The organism is Compostibacter hankyongensis (assembly GCF_039541075.1).
GTDB lineage: Bacteria > Bacteroidota > Bacteroidia > Chitinophagales > Chitinophagaceae > Compostibacter > Compostibacter hankyongensis.
In genome coordinates this window covers 220,073-240,547 of sequence record NZ_BAABFN010000006.1, presented here as the reverse complement: position 1 = coordinate 240,547, position 20,475 = coordinate 220,073, and the positions used below count along the sequence as shown (strand labels likewise).

The following is a 20,475-nucleotide window of genomic DNA, read 5'->3' as shown; positions in this document are numbered from 1 at the left end:
GTACCGTTTGAACGGCGGGCGGAAACATCAGGCATCTTCTGCCTGCCATTGTTTTCTCAGGGCATATTCACCGTTTTCACGTCAGTATAGTTATACCGTTTCTGGATATTGTCCGCCGTGCGTGCGCCCACCCTGAGATACCAGGTCCTGCCGGCAGGCAAAGGCGCCTTGCTGCGGAGGGTAATCGTTTGCCCGAGCAGGGCGTTTCCTGCCTCCCCGCTGTAGGTCGCCTGGGTGGAAAGCTTGTTGTTAAAGTTGTTGTTCCCGATGTAAGGCTCCTCGCATACAAACAGGTATGCGTCGGTAACATTAAACTGGTAAGCCGGGTCGCTGGTGCCTCTGGTAAACCGGATATTCACCGATACCGTGCTGTCCGGGTTCACCACCGGGTCTCCCACCCATTCCACTTTCAGGAAAGGTACTACGGTAAATGTTACCTGGGTTACCCCTGAAATATCCACCGTCTGGCTGTTGTTGACCGTAGTATCTCCATTGCCGTCCTGCCGGATCAGCGGAACAAAGGGACCATCCACCGGGGTGATCCTGTAATGGCCGGGGAACAGCCGCGAATTGTTAAAGGTGCCGTCCTGCTTTACCCAGAAATACAGGGGCACCGGGTTGGCGCTCCAGCTGAGCTCATCCAGCTTGATGCGGATACCGCTGCCTTGCTCGGTCTGTATCGGCATACCGGTGGTGGAATCGATAATGCTTCCCGTCAGCGTTTCCGAAGGCACGCTGTAATCGTCTTTTTTAAAACATGCAGTGGTCGCCAGCAGCAGCATCCCCGCATATGCATAATAGATTATCTTTCTCATGTTTCCAATTTAATTTTTAGCACGCTCAGTACCCGGGGTTCTGAATGAGATTGGGATCTTTGGTAAGCTCTCCGGAAGGTATGGGCTCGTAATACCAGGTGGGATTGAAAGTGAAGCGGATGTTCCTTTCGTCGCGTCTTACGTCAAAGAAGTAGGCGTCTGCCTGCGCAGCATAAAAGGGATTCAGCATGCGGTAGGTCTTGTTGTTGATTTCCTTGTCGGCCGTTCTCCAGCGGCGGATGTCCCACCAGGTTTTGTTTTCAAAGGCCAGTTCCTTTTTTCGCTCAATGCGTATGGTGTCGGCCGTCATCACGCCGGGGCCGCTCAGCAGGCTTGCCCCGGCCCGCTCGCGTATCCTATTGATACACTTATAGGCATCCCCGAGATAATCGGCCCCGCCCTGTCCGTCGGCCTGCAGCTCAAAGGCGGCCTCGGCCCGGTTCAGCAGGATCTCGGCGTACCGCATATCGATCCAGTGCTGGTCGGACCGCATCAGCAGCATGGAAGCGTCGTCTTTGGTGGAGTCCATGTACTTGCGGATATAGAATCCCGTTACCGTATGCGGTTCGCCCGTGAAGATGCCGCTGAGGCCGGCGGGGTTCATCTTTGAGCCGTCGGGCAGGGTATAGGGTTGTTGGGTGCTGGAGGAAGAGGTGACGAGGTTCGTCTCGGGATATTTCCCGGTATAGCCATCGGGAATAAGCCCGGATATGCCTCCCGTTACGCTGCCGGTATAGATGCCGCGGCGCACGTCGATCTCTTCCCCGCGGTAGCCGGAGCCCGGTACGATCACCGTAGCCAGCAGCCGCGGCTCAGCCCGGGCAAATAGATCCAGGCGGTGTGGGTATAAAATGTATTTGCCATCGGCGTCTTTGGTCTTCAGGGTACCATCGGCGTTTTTGGGAATGCCGCCGAACAGCTCCACATACTCCAGCGTGGGGTTGAGATAGGAGCTGTATCCGTTTGCCCCGACCTGCTGGTAAGGTATCTCCAGTGCATCGTAGCTGTGTACCACATCCGGGTAGTGATAGTACTTTACAAAGATATTTTCAGGGCTGTTGTCGTCGATAAAAAGATTGACATAGTTCTGGTATTTATCCGGCGCCGGCTGATAAAGGGAGTAATGTCCCTCCAGCATAAGGGAGGCCTCGTAGCTGGCTTTGAAAAAAGAATCGGCTTTGTCTGCCGGAATGCCGAGCAGGGAGCGGCCGTCACGATCAAAAAGACGCGTTTTGTTGTATTTGGCGATAGAGCCGGCAAAAAGCAGGGCTCTTGATTTGAGGGCGGCGGCCACATACTTGTTGACCCGGCCCTTCTGCTCGCTCGTTTCATCCAGGTGCTGTATGGCAAAATCGCAGTCGGCGGCGATATAGCCGAACACTTCTTCCTCGGTATTGCGCGGCACCTGCAGGTCTTCAAGGCTGGTGCCGGGATAATACTGTACGCTGTCGATGATGGGCACGCCGCCGTACCGCTTGGCCAGCTCAAAATAGGTATAGGCGCGGATAAACCGGGCTTCCGCCATCCAGCGGTCCAGCTGGGCCTGATCGTTGTTAAAGTTGGCCGCATACTTCGGCAGCGTGGTCATAAAATAATTGGTTTCGCGGATAAGCGTATAGGCGTCGCCCCAGTAGCCGGTATTGCCGTTGGTAAGTCCGGTTACGTTTTTGTTCTGTCCCTCGCCCGAAAAGGTGGCCAGGCACTTTATGTAATTCCAGCTGTTATAGCCCTGGTCGGTGCTGAACTTGAAATCCTCTACCGGCATCTGGCTGTACATGCGGGCCATGTAGGCCGTGATGCCGTTGGCGCTGTTGAAGATATCGTTGTCACTGATGATGTTCATGGGCGGCACATTCAGCTTTTTGCTGCAGGCGGTAAACAGCATGCCGCAGGCGAACAGGACGCTTATGGATTTTATTATTTTCATCCGTTGATGTTTTTCGTGGTAACTAAAAGGTGATGCTCAGCCCGGCATTATAGGTTTTGTTCAGCGGGTAGACGTATCCGTAAAGGTTGGACGGGTGCTCGGGATCTACATACCGGATACCGGTAAAGGTGATCAGGTTATAACCGTTGACGAATACCCGTATGTTTTTGATACCTGCTTTTGCGGTAAGTTGTTCCGGGAGGGTATAGCCCAGCTCCACGCTTTTCAGCCGGAGGTAGGCTGCATTTTTTATAGCATGCCCCGAGGTGGCGTTGGCCACGGTGCCGGTATAGGCATAGTAGCCGGGTATCCATTCGGTAGCGGGATCGTAAGGATCTGCGGTAGGGTCGGCGGGATGCCAGCGGTCCATGAACTGCTGCAGCGCGCTGCCGCCGAAGGCGAGCGGCTGCGCCAGCTGTTCGGGATAGGCGATCCAGGTCATGGCCGCGCCCTGGAACAGGGCGTTCAGGTCAAAACCCTTGTAATCCGCGCCGAGGGTAAGACCGAAATACATGGCCGGAGGGTTGGGAGAGGCGGTGCCCAGGCTGGTGTTGCCGTTGTATCCCGAGGCAATGGGATGGGTATCCCAGTCGTCGATGATGCCGTCCTGGTTCCAGTCCTGGTAGACATAGTCGCCGGGAAGGGTATTCCGTCCCGCATATACGGGGCTGTTGATAATATCCTGATAAGATCCGTACTGTCCGGCCGCGCCGTATCCCCACCAGATGTCATTGTAGCGGTTGTTCAGGTTATTGCGCCAGTTCTGGTAGGAGTTGCCCGCCCGGGCCTGCACATAGCCGATCCAACGGGTACGGGTATAGGAAAAGTTCCCCGATACATAATATCCCAGCTTCCCGATAGTATTCCGGTGATTGACCGAGATCTCGAAACCGCTGGTCTGGTCGCTGTTCAGATTTTCCTGCGGCAGGCTGGCACCCAGCGAAGCCGGCAGGCTCAGCAGCTCGGTCGCCAGCAACCCGTTGCGCCGGCGGACGAAAGCGTCGGCTGTGACGCCCAGCAAGCCGTTCCACATGTCGAGGTCTATCCCGGCATTGAAGGTATTGACGGTAAACCAGGTGATGTTGGGGTTGGGCAGGTTGGTAAACCCGATGGAGCTTACAAAGTTGTCGTCGAATACATAACCGGAAGCCAGGCCCTGGTTGCTGCCGCCGCTGGCCGGGTAGGTATAGCCCGAAATAAACTGGTACGAAGAGGCGGCATCGTCGCCCATCTTGCCATAGGAAGCGCGCAGCTTCAGGTTGCTGATAAAGGAAAGCGCGGCATTTTCCTGAATAAAATTCTCCCGGGAGATAAGCCAGCCGGCGGAAACGGCCGGGAAAAATCCCCATTGCCGCCCCGGCGGGAATTTGGAAGACCCGTCGTAACGGAAGCTGAATTCAAAGAGGTATTTCGACTTATAGTCATAATTGAACCGGCCCACCAATCCTTCGTTCACCTGCTTATACAGCCCGTTGGCATTCATGTAGCCCTGCTGGTTCAGCGAGCTGCCGGCGATCAGCTGGTCCACCTCCAGCGCCAGATCCCTGGAAGCGTAGAAGTTGTCCCCTTTCTGCGTGCTTTGCTCAAAAAGCACCAGACCGCTCACGTGATGGGCTTCATGAAACCGGTGGTCGTAGCTGAGCGAGAGCTGCAGCAGCGACGACGGGTTTTCGGTAAAGCCCCGGTAGAGGTTGCTGGGCGACTGGCTGATCACCGGTGAGAAGACCTGGGTCGCCGAATCGTAATTGTAAAGATTAAAGGCTTTCTGATAGCGTTTGCTGTTGGACATGGTGTAGTCGTAGCTGAACATACCCTTGGCCAGCAGCCCTTCCACGCCGGGGATGTCATAGCTCAGCGTAAAGGCGCTCTGCAGCCATTTGTTGTTGGACGTTTTATATCCCGATACGTCCGAAGCGGTCATGGCGGCGGGGTTGGTGCCGTCCAGCGTATTGCCGAGGAACTTCGGATCGCCGTTGGCATAGGGCGTTTGTGTGGGGATCTGCCGCCACAGGGATTTGAGTATGCCCCAGGAGTCGGAATAAGGCTGGTTTTTCTGATCCATGATGGCCGAGACGGACAGCTCCGCCTTGAGTCGCGTTGTGATCTGGGAGCTTACATTGGAGCGGAAGTTATACCGCTCGTAGTTCAGGTCGCCGCTTTTCCAGAAACCGCCCTGTTTGAGATAGCCGAGGCTCATGTAATACCGCATCTTGTCCGTCCCGCCCCGTGCCGAGAGGTTGTGCTCGGTCTGGAAAGCGCTGGGGTCGATGACCGGCGCAAACCAGTCGGCGCTTTTCCGGATGCCTTTCCGGTATGCGTCCACATCCGACAGCGGGTAAGCCAGGCTGCCCCCGTCAGGATTATGCATCTGCTGCTCGTTCTTCAGCGTCATCCAGTCGGCGGCATTTACGTTTCTGGGAAGCCCCGAAGGATGCTGCAGCCCGGCCGTACCCGTATAGTTCAGCTCCAGCGAGCCGGGCTTGCCGTGCTTGGTGGTGACCAGCACTACGCCGTTTGCGGCCCTTACGCCGTATATGGCTGCCGATGCGTCTTTCAGCACCGATATGCTTTCGATATCATGCGGGTCGAGGCGGGCGATATTGGAACGGGGCACCCCGTCTACCACGATAAGGGGCGTCCCGAAACCCCGGATGTCAAACGCGTTGTTGAAGGAGCCGGGCTCGCTGCTGCTCTGCAGCACCCGTACGCCGGGCAGCTTCCCGGTGAGCATGTTCTCCACGTTTTCGTTGGTGGTGGTGTTGATCTCTTTTGCGCTTACCGAGGATACCGAACCGGTTACGGCGCTTTTCAGCTGTGTGCCGTAACCCACTACCACCAGCTGGTTCAGCGCAGAGACGGCCGGCTTCAGTATGATATTGATTTCCTTCCTGCCGCCCACGGCCACCTCCCGCGTCAGGTACCCGATGTAAGATATCACCAGTATGCCGTCGTCGGGAGCCAGGATGGTATACCCGCCCATGGCATCCGTGACCACGCCCTTGCTGCCGTCTTTTACCTTGATGGTAACGCCTACCAGGGCATTGCCCAGGCTGTCGGTGACGCGACCGCTTACTTCCACCGGTGGAAGCGCCTGCTGCCGGGGCTGCTCCGGCGCAGGTTTCTTTTGCACGATGATCGCTTTGCCCACCAGCACATAGGTGAAGGGCTGGTTTTTGAAACAAAGGTCCAGCGCCTCTTTCAGGGGCATATTTACGGCATCGATACTCACCTTCCTGGATTGCTTCAGCAGGTCGTAGGTGTAGGCAAACTGATAGCCGGTCTGCCGGTAGATGTCCTCAAATATTTTCCCGAGGGGGGCGTTTTTTTTTCTGAGGGTGACCTCCTGGGCATAGCTGGCGGCCCTCAGCTGCAGGCAGGTAACGGTTAAGAGCAGGACGACGAGCTTCATAACCCGGAGATTTTGATGGATAAAGCGGTGTTCCCGGTGGAAAACCTTGCAATACTGGGTTAATTGCATAAATTGCAGTGTTTGGATTTGAAATGAACAATGGCTGTCTCTGACAGTCTGTAATCTTTAGCGGGATTCATTGTTTCAGCCTGATCCGGACATACGCCAGGGGCGTGCCAGCGCCTCTGGTTTTTGCATGGCTGAGGAAGTGTCATGTATCTTTATCGCTCATCATAACGTTTTTTTGGTGATATATACGGGACATTACGGCATCACCGTAATCTCTTTTCCGCTTGTTTTAAAACGGATGCCGCCGGTGGCTTCCAGGATATCCAGCACCTGGGCGATATCGTTATCCCGCCGGATGATGGCGCCGAAATAGCGTTCGGGCAGATTTTCCTCGTAGCGCACGGTGACGTCGTACCAGCGGGACAGCTGCTGCATGATGGTGTGGATGTCTGCGCCGGCAAAGCGGAAATAGCCGTTCTTCCAGGCCACTGCCGCTCCGGTATCCGCATCCGGGATCCGGGACAGCGTACCGGTCCCGTCCAGCCGGCTCTGCTCGCCCGGTTTCAGCCGCAGGGTATGCGCCGCGCTCTGGACCGCCACGCTACCCTGCACCAGCGTTGTCACTGTAGCCTTTTCATCCGTATAGGCGTGTACGTTAAATGCTGTGCCCAGCACACGGATGCTTTGTCCGGGGGTGTTCACGATAAAAGGATGCCCGGCGTCGGACGCTACGGCAAAGAAGGCTTCCCCTTCCAGCTGCACCTGCCGGGTCTCCCCGGTAAAGACCGAAGGATATTCCAGCCGGGAAGCTGCATTCATCCATACCGCGGTGCCGTCTGCCAGCACCACCCTGTATTCTCCGCCCCGGGGCGTGGTCAGCACATAATGCACAGGATGCGCGTCCGCCGTTCTTATCCTGCCGCCGTTCACCTGGATGGTGTTGCCGGCCAGGGTAAAGCTGGTATCTTTTTTATTCAGCATCACCCGCGTGTCCCCCGCCTGCAGGAAGGCTTTGGAGCTGCCCGGCCGTATAGCGGCGGCCGTCGGCCGGTCCGCTGCAGGCCGTTCTGCCGGGTAAAGCAGGTAGAGGCCGCCCGCCATTACCAGCGCCAGCAGCGTTGCGGCAACGGCATAGCCCTTCCTGAGGGAACGCGTCCGGCGCTGTTGCGAGCGCCGCAATATCTTCCGGTAGGTCTTTTCCCAGTCCGGCTCCGCCAACGGCAGCCCTTCCCCCGCGCGGATCAGCCGGTCTATATACCGGCGCAGGATCTTTTCATCATGCGCTGCGGTTACCCATTGCAGCAATTCCTCCTCCTCAGCATCCGTAGCGGTATGCTGGGTATAGGCCTGCAGCAGATAATAAGCCCGTTCTTCGGAAAGCGGCATGGCGGATTCAGCGTCTTTTGGTTCCGGAACATCCCGGAACATCCGGTGCGTATAAGATAAGAGTAAAGAAACGCGGCGTTGTACTACCCGGAGAAAAATTTTTTTGAAAAGCTCAGGCGAAGAGCAGCAGCAGGATGATCATGCCCCGGTGAAAATGGGTGCGGATATATTTCACCGCTTTTAGCAGGTGATTCTTTACAGTATGGGGCGATACCTGCAGCCGGTCGGCTATTTCGCTGCGGCTGAGGCCTTCCTGCTTGCTGAGCTGATAAACAAGCTGCTGCTGCAGGGGCAGCTGCCGCAGGATATTTTGCAACAGCTGCTGGCGTTCCTTAAAAACCAGCCGCTCTTCGACGGCATATTCCGTCTGCGTGAGCCGTGCGCCCGCATTTTCCCGCATCTTTTTTTCAAGCATTCCCTTTCTGAAATGCGCGTATATGGCATTTTGTGCTATCGTAAAGAGATAAGCGGAAGGGCGGTCCACCGTTTCCAGCTTCAGCCGGTGCAGCCATAGGGTGACAAAGCTTTCCTGTACGATCTCTTCGGCGAGGTGAGCGGAGCGTGTCATCTTCAGGGCGGCCGCATACAATCTTCCCCGGTAACGGTCAAAGATTTCCCGGAAGGCCCCTTCGTCCCCCTGAGCTATCCGCCGAAATAATTCGTGTTCGTGTAATGTGTCGACTGCCACCGTAACATAATGAGCAGGGGTAAATATAAAAATAATAAACGAGAAGACACAGCGGGGGCAGGCTCAGGCCTGCCTGGAAAGACAGGCTTTGACGGTCGCGGCCAGTTGCTCAAAATGATGGTACAGGGCTTCGAAATCGCCGGCGGCGATCAGCGTTTTGTCAAAAAGGGTGCTGCCCATGCCCGCACCCATAGCGCCGGCTGCGAAGAAGTCCGCAATATTTTTTAGGGATACGCCGCCGGTAGGCAGCAGCGGCACTTGCTGCAACGGGGCTTTCAGGTCGCGGATATAAGCCGCGCCGTATTGTGCGGAAGGAAATACCTTTACGGCCGACGCGCCCAGCTTCCAGGCCCGGTATACCTCTGTAGGGGTAAGCGCGCCGGGGAAGACGGGGATATGATCAGCGGCGCAGTGGAGGATGATCTCCTCGTTCACGATCGGGGTAACGATAAAGGAAGCGCCTGCCGCCAGCGCCCGCTCCAGATCGGTCATTTCGCAAACCGTGCCGGCGCCGATGTTGAGCCCGGGATAACGGGCCACCAGATCGCGGATAATATCTTCCGCCCCGGCTGAATTCATCGTGATCTCCAGGGTGGTAAACCCTGCTTTTTCAAAAAGCGGCACTACCGCAGCGGTAACGGCGGGGGCGAAGTTCCGCATGATGCCGATAACCGGCATGCGTTCAAAAGCTTCCTGCGAAAAGATACGATCAGACATGTTTTAAGCTTGAAACCGAATATTGACGGATGAAATGCTTTGTGTGTTGCCGCAGCTGGAAAAGACGCCCGGCGTTGTTATTAAAAGATGCTCCGCTGCTGCATGATCCTGGCCTGGCCCCGTACAACAGCAGCCTCTGCGGCAGAGGGCGGTATAATCTCCGCCCGGCCGGAAAAACCGCACAGCTCCAGCGCCCGGGCGTAGGGCGCCTGCAATGCTCCCCCTGCGCAGAGCCATATCTTTCCGGTATCATGGCGCTGCAAAGTACGGATTTCTTCACCGATCAGCAGACCGCTCAGGTAGCTGTAGTTTTCCCAAACCGTCCGGCTACCCAGCAGCTGCCGCGCCCGGATACCGAACAGCGTTTGCAGGATGGACCCTCCTGTCCGGCTGTCCTTCACACCTTCGTCAAAGGCCGGAGTACCCTGCACGCCGTCTTCCGGCACGGCCACCGACCGGGACAGCAGCGTATGCTTCGTGATCGTTTCAAACAACTCGCCGGTCATGAAGGTGGTAAAATGCGATACGGCGCCGTTCCGGCAAAAGATATGTTTGCTGTGCGTGCCGGGGAGGATATAGATCGCATCGCCGGCGGTTTCTTCCGTGCCGGCCAACCCGATGAGCTGTACTTCTTCGCCGCGCATGACGTCTGCCGTGGTGCTTACGCCGGAGATCAGGTAAATCTCCTGCGGAAACAGGGTGTGCTGCAGCGGTACTACGGAAAGTCCCGCCCCGTTCAGGGTAAACGGCAGCGGCGCATAGGGCAGCTCCCGGATCCCGATATTCGAGGAGGCCATCCCCGAAATCACGAAGGGGATATTGGCGGGGCAGGGCGTTTTCAGCCGCGCAGCCTGCTGCGTCAGGAAAGACAGGAAAAACGTTTCCCGGTCTCCGCCTTCCTGCTGCCACTGCTGATAAATATCCCTGACGCCAACCGGCGCAGTGATCGTTTCCCGGACATGCAGCTCCGGAAGCTCCGCCAGCCGGAGCCTGAAATTGGTGGTACCCCAGTCTATGCTGATAAAAAAAGAATGCGCCATCTCTGCCGGGAAAGATAATTCATTTTTACGGAAGGGTCTTCGCGGATGACAGCTGCGAGGGCTTCCCGGCCCAAATCGTGCGGGGGAGGATATCGGGAGTGCCGTCCATTGCAAAAACGGACGCATAAGGTCGCCGCTTTTTGATAAAAAATGCTTTTCTTTGGACCGGGAACGGGTACGTACCCGAAATCTCTGCATGAAGCGGCTGCATATCCGCCCTGCAGGATCGGCTGTCTCGGTAACCCTGTTTTTTATCACACCGCGATCGGCCTTGGCATTGCGGTATAACCGATACGGATGGAACAAACTTTTAAGGCCGGCCGGCTGACCGTAAAGATTTATCCGGACCGCGGAACCATGGGCCGCAAAGCGGCCGGGGAAGCGGCGGCCAGGCTCCGGGAGCTGCTGGAACGGCAGCCGGAGCTTCATCTCATTTTTGCGGCTGCACCTTCTCAGCAGGAATTCCTGGAAGCGCTTTGCGGGGAGCCGGGGATTGACTGGTCCCGCATCCGCGCCTTTCACATGGATGAGTATGTAGGCCTGCCTGCCGAAGCCCCACAGGCTTTCGGCCGTTTTCTGAAAGACCGCATCTTTGCAAAGCTGCCGTTCCGTTCGGTGGATTACCTGGATGGCAATGCGGAAGATATTGAAACGGAGTGCGCCCGCTATGCCGCGTTGCTGGAGCGGTTCCCGGCGGACATCGTATTCATGGGTATCGGGGAAAACAACCATATCGCCTTCAACGATCCGCATGTGGCGGATTTCAACGATAGCCGGGCGGTGAAAGCCGTGGAGCTGGATGCCGCCTGCCGTCTTCAGCAGGTGCACGACGGCTGCTTCAGCCATATCGGCGAGGTGCCCGCACATGCCCTGACCTTAACCATACCGGCGCTGCTGCGCGCACCTTATATCTTTTGTATGGTGCCGGGCAAAAACAAACGGCAGGCGGTTTATCATACCTTGTATTCGCCCCTTGGCGAACAGTACCCCTCCACCATACTGCGCACACAGAACCATGCCGTGCTGTATGTCGACAGGGAGAGTGCGGAGATGCTGAGCGGTATGCCTCCGGCGGAGGGATCAGTTGAGCAGGACTTCGCTGGCGAGTAGCCAGGCGGGTTGCCCTTTTGCCGCATGCCAGGCCGGCAGCTGCTTCAGCGGACGGGCCACAATGCGGATACAGCGCACGGCGCCGTCCGCCTCCGTGGTCACCAGCAGCGGCGCCGGCGGTGTGTCTTTATCCGGCATGACCGGCGACGTTTTGCCCATCAGCTTCATATGATCCCGGTCGGTACCGCCCCAGACCTCCACGAGCGAGGGTGGAAAAATGGCTCTCGGTATATGATCCAGGAAGTTGAGGGCTACCGTATGCAGGGTCACCGGTTCGTGAAAAAGGAGCAGCACCTGCATGTCGCCGCCATGATAGCCCACCCATTGCCCGTTGCCGTAATTCATATCGCCCAGTTCTTTATCGGCCAGCACAAGGCCGCCCTTGCCGCTGTATTGTCCATCGGGGGCGGAGAGCAGGATAATGCTGTCCGGCCGGTAGGCCGATTTCAGATATTGCGCCCGCACAGGATTGCTGCCCCGCCATCCTGTTTTAAAAGCCCTGGCTTTTAAAACCGTATTTTCGCGGATCACGAAGGGCGTCTTGTAGACCGGCGATTGCAGGCTGTCCGGCTCTGTGCCGTCCAGGGTATAGCGGATATGTACTCCCGATACCACATGCCGGAGCTGTATCTGCACGGAGTCGCTGAAGATGCCCGCCTGGGTCACCAGGGGCGGGCTGAGGGGCAGCACCTGGTGGGCGGTATCGCGGTATCCGGTCTCAAAGCTTATCTTTTCCAGCTGCTTCCTGAGGCGGGCTACGTCCGCTTCCTTCAGCGCGGTAGACCAGGCATATACTTCCTTCAGCGCCGGCAGCGTCTTCAGCCGGGCCATGGAGGCATAGTCCACCTTCGTGCCGGAGACCGAAAGGCTGTGCAGGTGTTTCAGGCCGTCCAGCGCTTTCAGGCCCTTGCCGGTGATGTCCGTAAAGTTCAGGTTGAGCGTCCGCAGGTTGGGAAAGCGACTGATGACTTTCAGGTCGGCATCCTTTACCGGCATCTTCGAGAGGTTGAGCGAAACGATCTGCTCTTCCAGCGGCTTCAGCTCTTCTACCGACTTTGGCGTATAGGCGTTCTTGTTATAAAAGTCAACGCTGAGCGCGGGCGATCCTTCGGCCAGCGGGGTTATTACCCGGTAGTTGTTGCTCAGCTGCTGTACCTGCTTTTCGTCCGCAGCGGCGAAATCGTACGACTCGGGCGCTTCATGCGGCGGTTTTAAGAAATCCATAGCCAGTATCCGGAGAGAATCCTTAGCCGGGAGAGCGGCTACCTTTTGATCCATCGGCGCGCCGGACTTGATCCACCAGTACAGCAGGTCCATCTCGGCATCGGTGAGCGCGGGCTTACCTTCCGGAGGCATATGATCGTCGTCTTCCAGGGGTAGGTGTATCCTTTTCAACAGCAGGCTCAGCTCGGGTTTGCCGGCTACGAACAGCTTTCCGTGCTTGCCTCCTTTGAGCAGGCGTTTGGCGGTTTCCATGACCAGCCTGCCCTTGGCCTTGTCCCGGTTGTGGCAGCTCATGCATTTTGCCTCAAGCACCGGCTTTACGAGGTCGTCGAATACCACGGCCTTCTCGAAAGGCACGGGCGCTTTTTTCCGGGAGGCTTCGATAGGTTGCCACAGAAATCCGCTGCCGTGGGTGATGCCCGCCCCGAAATGACCGGCCACCACCAGGCATACCGCGATCAGCGGGCCGGATATCTTGTTGACCAGGGTAAAGGCCGGCTGCATCTGCCGGTAGTTGTAATAACCGTAGGAAAGAAAGGCGATGGCTACGCCGGTCCACTTGTGCCACTGCACGGTATGGCCCTCATAGCCGCCCTGCAGCGAAAGCAACATGCCCATAATGGCCGTGATCACGGCCGTAAGCGAGCCGGTCAGCAGCAGCAGGGTATCTACGCTTTGGTACAGGGATCGGTGTGCGGGGTCGGCGCGCAGGGGCAGCCATTCCCACAGGAAAGCCATCAGCAGGATCACGATGGGGAAATGCAGCAGCAGGGGATGCATGCGGCCGATCACCTGGAGCCAGGCAGGCTCCGCGATCCTGTTCCCGAAAACCAGCAGAAGGAGCAGAAAGAGGTTGGCGGCAAACAGGATGCTGCCGGCAATCGACTTCAGTTTCATCCGTGAATATTTGTTTCAAGGGTCGGACCCGCCTGCCGTAGCTTTGCGGCGGGCAGGTGAAACCTTTATACCCGTGTGAATTTATACGGATATACTTTTCCGGAAGCCCATTGGGCCACGTACAGGTTTTCCTCATCATCCACGCATACATCGTGCGGGTGGATGAATATCTTGTCCGCCTGTACCATCTGCTGCAGCTGTCCGTCCTTATAGACCGGTTCGGTGCCCCCGATGTTGGAGACTACTTTTCCGCTTTTGTCCAGTATCGTTACAAAGCCGCTGGCTTCCTTGCTCATGTCCGGAGAGCGCAGCACGGCTGCATAGAGGTGATCTCCATGGATCACGGGACGGCATACGCAGGCACCGGGCAGATGCAGCACATCCATCAGCTCTCCCTTCAGGCTGAACCGCTTGAAGCAGGTTCGCGTGCGGTCGGTAACCAGGAGCAGCGGATTTTCGGGGCGATGGTCCACCAGTATCCCGTGGGCGTTATCGAGATGGGCGTCTCCGTCGCCGCGTCCCCCGAAATAGTTCAGCAGCTTGCCTTTGTGATCATAGTGGAGCACATACTGGGCGCCGTAGCCGTCGGCGATATAGAAATCTCCTTTGTTTGTGTAGGTGGTTTCCGTCGGGACGAATTGCTCTTTTTTCTGGTATATACCCGGCTCCTGCGGATAGTCGATCGTCATCAGGATCCGGCCGGTCATGGTGGTCTTGAACACCTGGTGCCGCTTGATATCGGTGATGAACAGGAACTCTTCGCCGTTCTCATTCACCAGGGTCAGTCCGTGCGCGCCGGGGAACTCGTGTCCCCAGAAATCCAGCAGGCGGCCGGATTTGCTGTAGATAAGGATATTGTTTTTGGTTTCGTTGGTAAGCAATATGATACGGCCTTTGCTGTCCTGCACCATTTCGTGGCAATCGTTTACCGGATGGAGATGGGGATCGAGATTGCCCCATTTGTTGTCCATGCGGTAGCGCATCCCATTATGACCGTATACGGGGCCTTTGGGTCTTGCCAGCAGGTCCCTGGTCAGGAATATTCCCGCGCCGGTTACTGCGGCCTGTTTTACAAAGTTTCTTCTGTTCATGTTGTGTAGCGTATAAAGATTGGGTAAAACGTTCTGTCTGATCAAACCAGTATATCATTCACCACCTTTCCGCTGACGTCGGTCAGCCGGAAGCGGCGGCCCTGGAATTTGTAGGTAAGCTTTTCGTGGTCGAGGCCGAGGCGGTTGAGCACGGTAGCCTGGAAATCGTGCACATGCACCGGGTTCTGTGTGATGTTATAGCCGAAGTCGTCCGTCTCGCCGTATACGATTCCCGGCTTGATGCCGCCGCCGGCCATCCAGATGGAGAAGCAGCGCGGGTGATGGTCGCGACCGTAATTTTCCTTGGTCATCTTACCCTGGCAGTAGTTGGTGCGTCCGAATTCCCCGCCCCAGATCACCAGCGTCTCATCGAGCAGGCCGCGTTGTTTCAGATCGGTGACCAGCGCAGCGGAGGCCTGATCTACGTCTTTGGCCTGGCCGGCCATCTCGTTGGGGAGATTGCCGTGTTGGTCCCAGCCCTGGTGATAGAGCTGTACAAAACGCACCCCGCTTTCGGAAAGCTTGCGGGCCAGCAGGCAGTTGGCGGCATAGGTGCCGGGCACCAGGCAGTCTGCCCCGTACAGTTTGATGATATCGTCGGGTTCTTTGGATACGTCCATGATCTCAGGCACGGCCGTCTGCATGCGGTAGGCCATCTCGTATTGCTGGATGCGGGTAACGATCTCGGGATCGCCAAACTGCTGATAGGACATGTCGTTCAGTTCGGCCACATGATCCAGCATCTTGCGGCGGGAGGACTTGCTCATGCCGTTCGGATCGCTCAGATACAGGATGGGGTTGTCCCCGCTGCTGAATTGCACACCCTGGTGAATGGAGGGCAGAAAGCCGTTGCTCCACAGCTTGGAGTATACGCCCTGCCCGTTGCCCTTGCCGCGGGACAGCAGTACGCAGAAGGCCGGCAGGTTTTTGTTTTCCGTGCCCAGCCCGTAGCTGACCCAGGCGCCCATGCTGGCGCGGTTGCCCTGCTGGGCGCCGGTCTGGAAAAAGGTGAGGGCGGGGTCGTGGTTGATCGCCTCGGTATACATGGATTTGACGATGCAGATGTCGTCCGCGATACCGGCGATATGGGGAAACTTTTCGCTGATCCAGGCCCCCGACTGGCCGTATTGTTTGAAGTCGTAGTACGAGCCCACCAGCGGAAAGGAGCTCTGCCCGGCCGTCATGCCGGTGAGCCTTTGTCCCATGCGGATGGAGGCGGGCAGCTCCTGCCCCATCATCTGCCGCAGCCTGGGTTTATAGTCAAAGGTTTCGAGCTGGGAGGGCGCGCCGTTCTGAAAAAGATAGATCACCCGTTTGGCCTTGGGGGCAAAATGGGGCAGACCCGGGATCATCTCCTCTTCTTCGCTGCCGCCCAGCCCGCTGAAAAGACCGGGCACCAGCAGGGAGCCGAGGGCCACCGTCCCTAACCCGAGGCTCAGCCGGGAAAGAAAGCGGCGACGGTTCATCGTAAGTCCGTACTCTAAGGCTTCTTTTTCCATAATGTCAGGTTTTCGTGATGGTTTCATCCATATTGTATATGGTGTTCACCACCTGCATGAAGGCGGCAAGCGCCACGGGCTGCACATCCTTGCGCTGGGGGTATTCCCCGGCCTGGATGAGCTTACGGGCTTCCGCGGCATGTGTCGCAAAATATTTTTTCCGGTCCTGCCAGTAATCGTTCAGCAGCTTTACTTCTTTTGCCGAAGGGCGCCGGCATACGATCCGGCGGAAGGCGGTCACCAGCTGCTGCTGCCCGCTCCCCTGGCTGAGGAGGTTGGCGGCCAGCACGCGGGAGGCTTCCAGCACGGTGGGATCGTTCATCATCACGAGGGCCTGCAGGGGCGTGTTGGTACGCAGCCGCTGCACCTCGCAGACATCCCGGTTGCTGGCGTCGAAGATGAGCATGCTGGGCGGCGGTACGGTCAGCTTGATAAAGGAGTACAGGCCGCGGCGGTACAAGCTTTCCCCGTGGTCCTGCACATAGGTGGCCAGCACTCCGCGTCCGGAGGTAGCCGATTCCCACAACCCCTCGGGCTGGTATGGCTTTACGCTGGGCCCGCCGATCTTGTTGACCAGCAGCCCGCTGCTCGAAAGTACGAGGTCGCGGATGAATTCGGCAGGCAGCCTCACCCGCGGTCCGCGGGCCAGCAGCTTGTTGTCCGGGTCCTGCTCCACCTGCTCCCGCGGGGCGGCGGCGGACTGCCGGTAGGTAGATGAAAGCACGATGGTCTTGATCAGCCGCTTCATGTCCCAGCCATGATCCATAAAGTCTACCGCCAGCCAGTCGAGCAGCTCAGGATGGGAGGGCAGCTCGCCCTGCATGCCAAAGTCGTTGGAGGTTTTTACGATGCCCCTGCCGAACAGCTCCTGCCACATATGGTTGACAAATGAGCGGGCGGTCAGGGGATTTTTACGGCTGAAGGTCCATTCGGCAAGACCGAGGCGGTTGCGCGGATAGCGGGTGGTATCAAAAGGCATGATGGCCGCGGGGGTGGAGGGCTGCACTTCCACCGTTGGGGTTTCGTAATTGCCGCGGGCCAGCAGATAGGTCTTGCGCATGGAGTCGGGCTCCCGTTCCCCCATTACCGATACCATAAGCGAGCTGGTATCGGGGTCGTGGATAAAGGTGAGGAGGTCTTTTATCTCCTGGTGACTGATACGGAGGATGGGGGTTTTGGCCGGTTTGGATGTCGATACATCCCCTTCGTATCCTTCTTCATAGGAGTTGTTAAAAAAGGCGTAGAGGGAAAAATAATCTTTCTGCGAGATGGGATCGTACTTATGATCATGGCAATTGGCGCATTGTACGGTTACGCTGAGAATGCCTTTGCCGAAGGTATTGGTTTTATCCACCACATAGGAGACGCGGTATTCTTCCGGGATCACCCCGCCCTCTTCGGTATATTTATGATTGCGAAGAAAGGCCGTGGCCAGGATCTGCTCGGGGGTGGCATTCGGAAGGAGGTCGCCGGCGAGCTGCCAGGTCACGAAGCGGTCGTAAGGCATGTTTTCGTTAAAGGCCTTGATGACCCAATCCCGCCAGGGCCATTGTGTGCGGATATTGTCGTCCTGATAACCGTAGGAGTCCGCATAGCGGGCCACATCCATCCAGTACACGGCCATGCGTTCGCCGTAGGCCTTGCTTTGGAGCAGCTCGTCCACGATCTTTTCATAGGCGCCGGCGGAGGAGTCCTGCAGAAAACGGTCCATCATGGCGAGGGTGGGCGGCAGACCGGTAATGTCCAGGCTTACGCGCTTGAGCAGGCGTTCCTTATCGGCCTCGGGACTGTGCTTCAGCCCGTTTTTTTCCAGCTTGCTGAGGACGAAATAGTCGATGGCGTTTTTGGGCCACTGCTTTTCCTTTACAGCGGGGAGCGGCTCTTTTTCGGGCGGGGTAAAGGCCCAATGCCGTTCGTATTTGGCGCCCTGCTTGATCCATTTTTTGATCAGGCTGATCTGGAAATCTGTCAGCTTCAGGTTGCTTTCGGGGGGCGGCATCATCTCGGCGGTGTCCTTGCTGCTGATGCGCAGGTATACTTCGGAGCGGTCGGGGTGCCCGGGTACCAGGGCGTGTGCGTCAGGGTTATCCTTCAGCGCTTTGTATGCATTTTCCGCGACGTCCAGCCGGAGACCGGCCTTGCGTTTGTTGGCGTCGGGACCGTGGCAGGTATAGCATTTGTCGGAAAGGATGGGCCGGATATCAAAGTTGTAATCCACCACATCAGGGAGCTGCCCCGATGCTTCGCCGCCGGGACCGGCGCTTTTCTGGTGGCAGGATACCAGCCAGATGCCGGCAGCCGTCAGCAGGGTAATCAACGAGAGGATTCTGCAATAGGTTCGCATAGCTCAGCCTGTTTTACGGACATGGGTGGAGGCTGCGCCTCGGTAAAGCGCACTACTAAAGATACGCCAATCCGCCGGGGTTTGCAAGCCGGGGTGCAAGAAAATCCGGTAGCCCGCCCATTTGCCGGGGTATTGCGCTTTTAACCCGGCAGCTTCCAGGGCCGGCGGTAAGCCGGCGTGATCAGGGCGTTGGCCCTGGGGTTGTCGCGAAAATGCTGCCGTCCTTCATCCCATTCGAGGCGCGATCGGGTACGCAGGGACAGGTTGCCCGCATGCGCGTAGAGGGCCACGAGCCGGGCATTTTCCACGGTGCAGTTCGGGTCTTTGCGGCTCTTTATGCACTCCAGGAAATTTTTCATGTGGTCCTCGTGATAGTCGCGTCCCTTTTGAAAAGGCATATCCGGCACCTTGTCCTGTCCTTTTTCTTTTTCGGGGAAAAGCTCCCAGCCGCCGCGGTCGATCACGAGGGTAGCGTCGTTGCCGATATAGGCGAGACCGTAGTTGCGTCCATAGGGGCCGCTTTCGGTACCGGCGGTGTGCTGCCAGGTGATGTCATAGTCTTTCAGCTCGTAGTTGACCGCGAGGGTGTCAAAAGTTTCGTGCGCGTGATCGGGGTAAGCCCGGTTACCGCCGGAAGACATCACGGCCAGCGGGGGCTCCTTTATGTCTTTTACCCAGAGGGCCATGTCCAGCAGGTGCACGCCCCAGTCGGTGATCAACCCTCCGCCATAGTCCCAGAACATCCGCCAGCTGCCGTGGAAGCGGGCGGCGTTAAAGCTCCGCTGCGGGGCGGGCCCCAGCCACATGTCGAAATCCACGCCGGGCGGAACCGCGCTGTCGGGTACCTTTTTCTGCCCGATGCCGTAGCCGAAGTTGCCCCATACCAGCACTTTCCGCAGCTGTCCTATCTTGCCGGCCTTCATAAAGTCCATGGCCTGCTTCCAGTGAGCCCCGCTGCGCTGCTGCTGTCCCACCTGCACCACGCGGTTGTATCGTCGCGCGGCTTTTACCATGGCGTTGCACTCGCCGATGGAGTTGGCCATCGGCTTTTCCACGTACACGTCCTTGCCGGCTTCACAGGCATGGGCCATGATGAGGCAGTGCCAGTGGTCCGGCGTGCCGATGATAACGGCATCGACATCCTTCCGTTCCAGCAGCTTGCGGAAGTCCTTGTATTTCTCGGGGGCTTTTCCCTGTCTTTTCTCTACGTCGGCAGCCCGCCGGTTCAGGATCTCGTCGTCGATATCGCAGAGGGCGGCGCATTCCACTCCCGGTTGCTTCATCGCATTTTCAAGATCGCCGAAGCCCATGTTGCGGGCCCCGATAAGGGCTACCACGATCTTTTCATTGGGCGATACCCGTTTGGCGGCGGGGAAAAGCGGAAGGGGGGTAAGTCCGGCGATGCCGGTACCGGCAGCTGCAAGGGAGGCATTTTTCAGGAAATCACGGCGGGTGGAGTGCATAACAATGTTATTGATGATCTCACAAGATAAGCATTCTTTATTTTTTGTGCTGCGGCAGTAACTGCGTTTTCTTCCGAAAGAACACGGCTCGTGCTATCCTGTCATAACTGCCCGCGCCGATCGTCCCCGTTCCGGAATAAATCGTAATTTCAGCCTATGACCTTTGCAGAAAAAGCCATCCGGTTTCACCGGCAGCTGGAGTATACCGGCGCGCCGTTGCCGCCGGACATCCGGGTGATGAATCCTTTTCAGACGCCGGGCCCTGCCCTGCAGATCATGGAGACTTTTTACCGTAAATATTTCAGCGACAACCGCCCGAGGCGCATTATCCTGGGGATCAACCCCGGCCGTTTCGGCGCGGGGCTGACGGGCATCCCGTTTACCGATCCGAAAAGACTGCAGAGCGAATGCGGTATCGGCTACGAGGGAAAGATCACCCACGAGCCCTCTTCTGTTTTTGTTTATGAGGTGATCAATGCCTACGGCGGCGCTGAAGCTTTCTACCGCGATCTTTTTATCAACTCGCCCTGCCCGCTCGGGTTCACTTCGGTAGATGCAGCCGGCCGGGAAAAGAATTACAATTATTACGACAGCCGGGAGCTCCTCGGCGCCACCGAGGGGTTTATCATTGAAAGTATCGGCAAGCTGATTGCGCTGGGCATAAAGACGGATGTTTGCTTTTGCTTTGGCAGCGGAAAGAACGGGAAGTTCCTGCGCCGCCTGAACGATGAGCAGGGCTTTTTCAAAAAGATCATCCCGCTGGAGCATCCGCGGTTTATTATGCAGTACAGATATGCGCAACGGCAAAGCTATATCGATAAATACCTGGCGGCATTCAGCACCTTATCCTGAACAA

At 57.3% G+C, this 20,475-nt stretch carries 14 protein-coding genes; 2 read left to right on the top strand and 12 right to left on the bottom strand.

Translation table 11 applies throughout. The features are described 5' to 3' along the window. Positions 1-56: 56 nt before the first annotated feature. From ABD851_RS13335 to ABD851_RS13305, 7 genes are all read right to left on the bottom strand, one after another. Positions 57-815 (bottom strand): DUF3823 domain-containing protein, encoded by a 759-nt coding sequence (locus ABD851_RS13335; RefSeq protein ID WP_344980073.1) that lies wholly within the window; start codon positions 813-815, stop codon positions 57-59. A 25-nt stretch (positions 816-840) separates the two neighbouring features. Next, positions 841-2,742: a RagB/SusD family nutrient uptake outer membrane protein gene (locus tag ABD851_RS13330; RefSeq protein ID WP_344980071.1), complete on the bottom strand. Its 1,902-nt coding sequence runs from the start codon at positions 2,740-2,742 to the stop codon at positions 841-843. 22 nt (positions 2,743-2,764) lie between these two features. Further along, on the bottom strand, positions 2,765-6,151 hold the full coding sequence (locus tag ABD851_RS13325; RefSeq protein ID WP_344980069.1) for a TonB-dependent receptor: 3,387 nt from the start codon (positions 6,149-6,151) through the stop codon (positions 2,765-2,767). Between the two features lie 264 nt (positions 6,152-6,415). Then, positions 6,416-7,546, bottom strand: coding sequence for a FecR family protein (locus ABD851_RS13320; protein WP_344980067.1), 1,131 nt, complete (start codon positions 7,544-7,546; stop codon positions 6,416-6,418). A 112-nt stretch (positions 7,547-7,658) separates the two neighbouring features. Further along, on the bottom strand, positions 7,659-8,234 hold the full coding sequence (locus ABD851_RS13315; protein ID WP_344980066.1) for an RNA polymerase sigma factor: 576 nt from the start codon (positions 8,232-8,234) through the stop codon (positions 7,659-7,661). Positions 8,235-8,297: 63 nt separating this feature from the next. After that, on the bottom strand, positions 8,298-8,951 hold the full coding sequence (locus ABD851_RS13310; RefSeq protein ID WP_344980064.1) for a bifunctional 4-hydroxy-2-oxoglutarate aldolase/2-dehydro-3-deoxy-phosphogluconate aldolase: 654 nt from the start codon (positions 8,949-8,951) through the stop codon (positions 8,298-8,300). A gap of 80 nt (positions 8,952-9,031) precedes the next feature. Continuing rightward, complete coding sequence (locus ABD851_RS13305) at positions 9,032-9,991, bottom strand: 2-dehydro-3-deoxygalactonokinase (RefSeq protein ID WP_344980063.1); 960 nt, start codon at positions 9,989-9,991, stop codon at positions 9,032-9,034. Positions 9,992-10,288: 297 nt separating this feature from the next. Here ABD851_RS13305 and ABD851_RS13300 point away from each other — a divergent pair, with 297 nt between their 5' ends. After that, positions 10,289-11,101 carry a glucosamine-6-phosphate deaminase gene (locus ABD851_RS13300; protein ID WP_344980061.1) on the top strand — a complete coding sequence of 271 codons (813 nt, stop codon included), beginning with the start codon at positions 10,289-10,291 and terminating at the stop codon, positions 11,099-11,101. Here the strand turns inward: ABD851_RS13300 and ABD851_RS13295 are convergent. The 5 genes from ABD851_RS13295 to ABD851_RS13275 form a co-directional block, all read right to left on the bottom strand. Further along, positions 11,072-13,222 (bottom strand): chitobiase/beta-hexosaminidase C-terminal domain-containing protein, encoded by a 2,151-nt coding sequence (locus ABD851_RS13295; RefSeq protein ID WP_344980060.1) that lies wholly within the window; start codon positions 13,220-13,222, stop codon positions 11,072-11,074. The two genes, ABD851_RS13300 and ABD851_RS13295, sit on opposite strands and share 30 nt — an antisense overlap. 65 nt (positions 13,223-13,287) lie before the next feature. Further along, entirely contained in the window at positions 13,288-14,313 is a 1,026-nt protein-coding gene (locus tag ABD851_RS13290; protein WP_344980058.1) for an NHL repeat-containing protein, read from the bottom strand. Positions 14,314-14,354: 41 nt separating this feature from the next. Beyond that, on the bottom strand, positions 14,355-15,812 hold the full coding sequence (locus ABD851_RS13285; protein ID WP_344980057.1) for a DUF1501 domain-containing protein: 1,458 nt from the start codon (positions 15,810-15,812) through the stop codon (positions 14,355-14,357). A gap of 4 nt (positions 15,813-15,816) precedes the next feature. After that, positions 15,817-18,156 carry a PSD1 and planctomycete cytochrome C domain-containing protein gene (locus tag ABD851_RS13280; RefSeq protein WP_344980055.1) on the bottom strand — a complete coding sequence of 780 codons (2,340 nt, stop codon included), beginning with the start codon at positions 18,154-18,156 and terminating at the stop codon, positions 15,817-15,819. A 140-nt stretch (positions 18,157-18,296) separates the two neighbouring features. Then, a complete protein-coding gene (locus ABD851_RS13275) occupies positions 18,297-19,619 on the bottom strand; it encodes a Gfo/Idh/MocA family protein (RefSeq protein WP_344980054.1) in 1,323 nt (440 codons plus the stop codon). Between the two features lie 156 nt (positions 19,620-19,775). Here ABD851_RS13275 and ABD851_RS13270 point away from each other — a divergent pair, with 156 nt between their 5' ends. Beyond that, the gene (locus tag ABD851_RS13270; RefSeq protein WP_344980052.1) at positions 19,776-20,471 is read left to right on the top strand and encodes a uracil-DNA glycosylase family protein; all 696 of its coding nucleotides are present in this window, start codon (positions 19,776-19,778) and stop codon (positions 20,469-20,471) included. The last annotated feature ends 4 nt before the right edge of the window (positions 20,472-20,475 follow it).

Bases quoted from the DNA above. Each gene is read 5' to 3' on its own strand.
- ABD851_RS13325 (WP_344980069.1), bottom strand. From the start codon at position 6,151: ATGAAGCTCGTCGTCCTGCTCTTAACCGTTACCTGCCTGCAGCTGAGG.
- ABD851_RS13275 (WP_344980054.1), bottom strand. From the start codon at position 19,619: ATGCACTCCACCCGCCGTGATTTCCTGAAAAATGCCTCCCTTGCAGCT.
- ABD851_RS13330 (WP_344980071.1), bottom strand. From the start codon at position 2,742: ATGAAAATAATAAAATCCATAAGCGTCCTGTTCGCCTGCGGCATGCTG.
- ABD851_RS13320 (WP_344980067.1), bottom strand. From the start codon at position 7,546: ATGCCGCTTTCCGAAGAACGGGCTTATTATCTGCTGCAGGCCTATACC.
- ABD851_RS13295 (WP_344980060.1), bottom strand. From the start codon at position 13,222: ATGAAACTGAAGTCGATTGCCGGCAGCATCCTGTTTGCCGCCAACCTC.
- ABD851_RS13270 (WP_344980052.1), top strand. From the start codon at position 19,776: ATGACCTTTGCAGAAAAAGCCATCCGGTTTCACCGGCAGCTGGAGTAT.
- ABD851_RS13285 (WP_344980057.1), bottom strand. From the start codon at position 15,812: ATGGAAAAAGAAGCCTTAGAGTACGGACTTACGATGAACCGTCGCCGC.
- ABD851_RS13300 (WP_344980061.1), top strand. From the start codon at position 10,289: ATGGAACAAACTTTTAAGGCCGGCCGGCTGACCGTAAAGATTTATCCG.
- ABD851_RS13290 (WP_344980058.1), bottom strand. From the start codon at position 14,313: ATGAACAGAAGAAACTTTGTAAAACAGGCCGCAGTAACCGGCGCGGGA.
- ABD851_RS13335 (WP_344980073.1), bottom strand. From the start codon at position 815: ATGAGAAAGATAATCTATTATGCATATGCGGGGATGCTGCTGCTGGCG.
- ABD851_RS13305 (WP_344980063.1), bottom strand. From the start codon at position 9,991: ATGGCGCATTCTTTTTTTATCAGCATAGACTGGGGTACCACCAATTTC.
- ABD851_RS13310 (WP_344980064.1), bottom strand. From the start codon at position 8,951: ATGTCTGATCGTATCTTTTCGCAGGAAGCTTTTGAACGCATGCCGGTT.
- ABD851_RS13280 (WP_344980055.1), bottom strand. From the start codon at position 18,156: ATGCGAACCTATTGCAGAATCCTCTCGTTGATTACCCTGCTGACGGCT.